3 protein-coding genes and 1 pseudogene are annotated in these 5,130 nt (G+C 60.6%); all 4 read right to left on the bottom strand.

Translation table 11 applies throughout. The features are described from left to right. Positions 1-199: 199 nt before the first annotated feature. Positions 200-1,402: pseudogene (locus C9413_RS27490) on the bottom strand (ABC transporter ATP-binding protein); the annotation flags it as partial. Between the two features lie 193 nt (positions 1,403-1,595). Beyond that, on the bottom strand, positions 1,596-2,744 hold the full coding sequence (locus C9413_RS27485; RefSeq protein WP_166677358.1) for a glycosyltransferase: 1,149 nt from the start codon (positions 2,742-2,744) through the stop codon (positions 1,596-1,598). Continuing rightward, positions 2,726-3,973, bottom strand: coding sequence for a glycosyltransferase family 4 protein (locus C9413_RS27480; RefSeq protein WP_170251168.1), 1,248 nt, complete (start codon positions 3,971-3,973; stop codon positions 2,726-2,728). Before C9413_RS27480 ends, C9413_RS27485 begins: the two co-directional genes overlap by 19 nt. Before the next feature lie 11 nt (positions 3,974-3,984). Beyond that, positions 3,985-5,130 (bottom strand): glycosyltransferase family protein (locus C9413_RS27475; RefSeq protein ID WP_170251167.1); only part of this gene is annotated, 1,146 nt, incomplete at its 5' end.

Genomic DNA, 5,130 nt, shown 5'->3' with positions numbered 1-5,130 from the left:
GAGACATCACGAGCCAAGTAGCCGATCCGGCAGGCTGAAGGCGAAGCCGGCGACAGGCCTCGCCGGCTTACGCTGCCCGAACGGTGTCGCTTTCGCAACTAAGCTGCCTGCACCTTCTTGGCTGTTCCCCCCCCGCCCGGCCCCCAGCCACCGCGCGCCGCCAGACGCCCGCCCCCCCCCGCCCGCCGTCGCCCACTAACACCGCCACTGTCTCGTTCGGCCTGATCTCGACCGAGACGTGGTCGACCAGGCGCGCGCCGCTATCGTCGCTGAGGGTGAGGTTGCTAACGACGAGGGCTGCCGTCAGCGGGCCGACTGCTTCTGCCGGGATTTCCTGGATGCGGCTGTCAATAAGCGGCTCGACATTGAACTGTTCATAGACCTGCTGATACTTGACCTGAACGTCCTGGCGCATCTGATCCCAGTCGATCAGCTCTTTCAATGGCCCCGGAAGATCCTTGTAGGCGCTGATGACCGCAACGAGCTGGCCGATATCAAGGCGCCCCTGCAATGCGAGGTAGCCGCCGATCGCGTAGAATAGGAAAGGCGTCACCTGCGCCAGGAAGTTGTTCAGGAACTTCACCAGGAACTTCCACTGGTAAAGGTCGTAGCGGATCGAGAAGATGAGGCCGAGACGCGTGGCAATGTCGGCGCGTTCCAGGTTCGAGGTGTCATTGCCATGGATCGTGCCGATACCCTCGACAATCTCGCCAACGCGGCCGGAAAGCTCGCGGGCTGTCAGCTGCCGCTGGCGGCCCAGCTCGAGCAGCCGCTTTCTCATGCGCGGAATGACGACCGCCTGCACGCCGACGATTGCGGCCGCAATCATACCGAGCCAGAAGTTCTGGACAATGATGAAGGCAAGCGCCGTCAGCGCCTGGCCGCCGAGAAGGGCAGGCGAGACGAAGGCATCACCGGTAAAGCCGCCCATTGGCTCCACCTCGTCCTTGATCATCGTGGCAATTTCAGCCGATTTCACCCGCTTGAAATGGACGGGCGGGAAACGCAGCACCCGGTCGATGAGTTGGAACCGAATACGCCTTAACATGCGCTCGCCGAGGCGGCCTTTGTAGGTATTGATGTAGAATTTGAAGAGGCCGTTCAGTACGACGAGCGCCAGGAAGACGAGGCTCAGCGCCATCAGCATCTGAAGGCGGTTGAGCTGGAATCCCTCGAAGAATTCGACATGCCCGATCAGCGGGATGTCATAGGCAAGATGCATGAAGGTCTGGGTCGCATTCGCATTCTCGAAGCCATCACCTTGAATCGGGCCGTTGACGATCTGTTTCGGCAAATCGAAGGACAAGAAATAAGGGACCATCGAGACGGCAACGACAGCCAAAATCCAAAGCTGCTGTCGCCGCGTGTTCGACCAGATATAGCGGGCGAGGCTTTTTTCCATGCTAACCGTCAGCCTGATTGGAAAGGGCGGGCCGGGATAGGGGGCCATTCGTAAGGGGAGATGCCGAAGACAGATTCATGCAACCGGACCGCCGGGTATTGTAAGGAAATCAAGGCGAAGCGGATTGCTGTCGAATGCCGATTCTCGCCGGGGCTTCAGTTATATCACAGGATTTTCATAATAGGCGAGCGATTCAACCAAGCATCGAACGGATGATCGAAGCAGTTGTCTCGGCTCCGGTCAGATCGAGGGTGACGTCCTTTCCGGCGGGTGCTGCAAGCACTCTTTCGACCGCCGCCGCCACATGCTCTGCGGTCAGTCCTTGCTCTGGAAGAACTGCGGCGAGACCCAGTGCCTGCAAACGCTCGGCCCGCACCGTCTGCTCCGTTTCGCCGCCGGCGACAAAGGGGACAAGGATCGAACGGCAATTTGTTCGCAGCAGGTCTCCGACCGTATTGTAGCCTGCCTGCGAGATCGAGACTTTCGCGCCGCCCAGCAGCGAGGGGAAGTCCTTGCGGAAGCGCGCAAGCGTGATGTTGGCAGGTGCGGCCCGGCTCAGCCCGATAAAGTCCGTCTCCGGCAGATTGGGACCGGTGAGGAGCAGCCAGCGATGACTTTCGGGCAGCATGGCTGCCGCATCGCGCGCCGCGCGGATGAGCTTCAGGCCGACGGCCCCGCCGCCAGCGGAGGCAATGATGTCGAAGACGTCGGTCGGAGCGGCGGCCGGCTTGGGTGCAACGAGCCCGGTATATCGTACCTTGTCTGCGATTTCGGCCGTCAGCGGAAAGGTATCTTCAAGTCGCACAAAATCCGCATCACCGTGAACGAGCACGGCGTCGAAGTGACGTTTCACCAGGTCGACGGTTTCCTCGTCTCGGCCGGGCTTGCGGTTTTCTTGAAGGATGTCGCGCACCGAACTGAAGAGTTTTGGCTTTGGATCCGTCCTGCCGATCATATCGAGCAGCGGCAGCAGTTCGAAGCGCATCTGACGCCTGCCGAAGGGGAAGGCCTCGGTGATGACGGCATGCGGCCGCACCTCCTGAAATGCGGCAAGCAGCAGGTCGCGCCGTCTTGACAGAAAGGCGTCGCCGGCGACATTGCCGTGGGCGTCCGCCAGACCCGAAAAGCCGGCATTGCTGGCAACGACCGGCGGCAAGGCTATGGTCTTTATGCCTGCGCCGGGAAAGCCTGGGACTGGCAAGCCGCCTGTTGCGACCGTCACGTCAAAACCGTCCTTGACCAATGCGTCGGCAATGCGGCTTGCGCGCGCGATGTGGCCGATGCCGAGCAGGTGCTGGACGTAAAAGAGGATGCGTTTTGTGCTCATGAGGGTTGTTGCCATTCCTCTTCGAAGAGGCGTATCAGCTGCTTTATGCTGGAATGATAGTCGAAATGCTCACGCACGCGTTTTTCCGCCGCATCTCCCAGCTGTCTTCGCAGCGCCGGATCGCGTATCGCCGCCTCAAGCGCGCCAGCGAGCGCCATCGGATCTTCCGGTCGAACGACGAGACCGTTCTCGCCGTTTGTCAGCAGTTCCGGCACGCCTGAAACATCGGTCGAAAGGCACATCAGCCGCTGGCTCGACGCCTCGACCAGCACATTTGGCAATCCATCCCTGTCGCCGTTGGCTGCAATGCGGCAGGCAAGCGCACACAGGTCGGCGCTGCGGTAATGAGCGAGCACCTCCTTCTGCGCCATTGCGCCTTTCCAGGCAATGTTGCCGGCAAGTCCGAGCTCTGCGGCGAGCGCCTTCAATCTGGCCAGTTCGTCACCGCCCCCGATGTGTTCGAAACGCCAGTTGAGGCTTTTTGGAAGCAGGGCAAGGGCGCGCAGCAGCACGTCGTACCCCTTCTTTTCGACCGCCCGGCCGACGCTCAATAGAAGAACCGGGTCGGAAGGATCGGTGCCATCCCGGTTGGAGTGCTGGCCTTCGAAACGGCCGAAGCGGGCCAGATCGAGGCCGTGATAGCTGAGGTGGACCGCATCCGGCCGCCCGGTCAGGCTTCGCATATGCTCCCAACCGCTCCTCGTGCACGTTACCGCCCAGCGGGCGGTGCCAAGCTTGGTGTTCAGCTCCCAGTCGGGTGACGTCCAGATGTCTTTCGCATGGTCCGAGACAGTCCAGGGCACGCCTGTCAGGATGCTTGCATAATCGGTGACAGAAGCAGGTGTATGGATGAAGTGTGCGTGCAGCCATTGACCGTTATCGGGCCACTCGCGGGCGAGCACCAGCGCCTGGCCGAGGCGGCGGAAGCGGTTGCGTGACATATCGCGTGGCAGATCGGCCAGAAAGCGTTTCATCAAGGCCCTGAAACCCGGCTTTCCAAAGCCGGCAAAAAGCCCCTTCAGGACGCGCAGCGGCTCCTCGTGCAGGTATTCCGGCAGGTAGACGACGCGCGCCTTGATCTCGTCATGTACCGGGTGGCGTTTCGTGTCGGTCGGCCGCCTCATCGAAATCAGCGTCAGATGGAAGCCCGCTTTTTCCAGCCCGAGCAGCTCTTGGGCAATGAAGGTTTCGGAAAGGCGCGGATAGCCTTTCAGCACGACAAGAATCTTGCGGCGCTCCGGCAATGCTTTGATCTTTATTCTGCGCCGACGACGGCAAGATGGCTGCCGCGATTGTCGAGCCAGTGGCCGACGGTCTGCGAAATATGGTCGAGCCCTTGAAGCTGCATGTCGCGTCCGCTCTTTGATGGTGGCAGGCGTTGCGGCAGCCGTTTCAATGCCTCTGCCATGATGGCCGGATCAGCCGACTGATCAGGCAGAAGCATGTCCACCAGTCCGAGTTCGCTGGCGCGTTGGGCGCGCAGCAACTGCTCTTCCCGCGGCCTGACCCGCGGCACGACGAGCGCCGGCTTGTCGAAGGACAGAATCTCGCAATAGGTGTTGTAGCCGCCCATGGCAACGACGCCCGTGGCACCGACCATGAGTTCTTCCATGTGGTTGTCGAATTCGATCACTTCGATATAGGGGATGTTTTCCCCTTTCCTAACGAGTTTCGCGCGCTCGATTGCCGGCATGTAGGGTCCGAGCACGACCAGCGCTTTCTGCTCAAGCGTCGCATCATGCTCATAGGCGTTCATCACGTCATGTACGAGGTCGGAACCATCTCCGCCGCCGCCGGTGGTGACGAGGATGTAATCGTCCTTGCGCGCGTTGACCGATGTCTTGCCGAGCGAAACGCTGCGTTGCAGGAAGCCGACGAAGTCCATCTTCCGGCGAACGCTGTGGGGAACATCGAGGCCGATCAGCGGATCGTAAAAATCAGGCGGCCCGTAGACCCACACGCTGTCGTAATACTGGTCGATCTTCTGCATGATACCGTTCCTCTTCCACTCGGCATCGAGCAGATGCGGCGCATCCATGATCTCGCGCAGTCCGAGCACCAATGTCGTGCCCCGTGCCTTCAGATAAGCAAGCGTGTCCTCGATTTCCCCTTTGAGGCCCATCGGCTCCTTGTCGACGATGAAGACGTCCGGCTGAAAGGTCTCTGCCGTATGGCGGATGCTCGATTCGCGCATCTTCAGCGTTTCGTGAAGGTCGATATGGCTCGCCATCGACGTATATTCGCCGTTGTGGAGCTTGATCACGCTGGGGATCTTCACGAAGTCGACGCGCGCCCGGTAGTCGAACGCGCCGGCAATCGTTGCGCCGGAAATGATCAGGACATTGAGACCACGATAATCCTCGACTAGCGCATGTGCAATTGTCCGACAGCGGCGCAGGTG

Source organism: Rhizobium sp. SEMIA 4085 (assembly GCF_013004495.1).
In the GTDB taxonomy this organism is placed as follows: Bacteria; Pseudomonadota; Alphaproteobacteria; order Rhizobiales; family Rhizobiaceae; genus Rhizobium; species Rhizobium gallicum.
This window is presented reverse-complemented; position numbering and strand designations above follow the sequence as displayed.

Excerpts from the sequence above, each read along its gene's own strand:
- C9413_RS27485 (WP_166677358.1), bottom strand. The coding sequence starts at position 2,744 with ATGGCAACAACCCTCATGAGCACAAAACGCATCCTCTTTTACGTCCAG.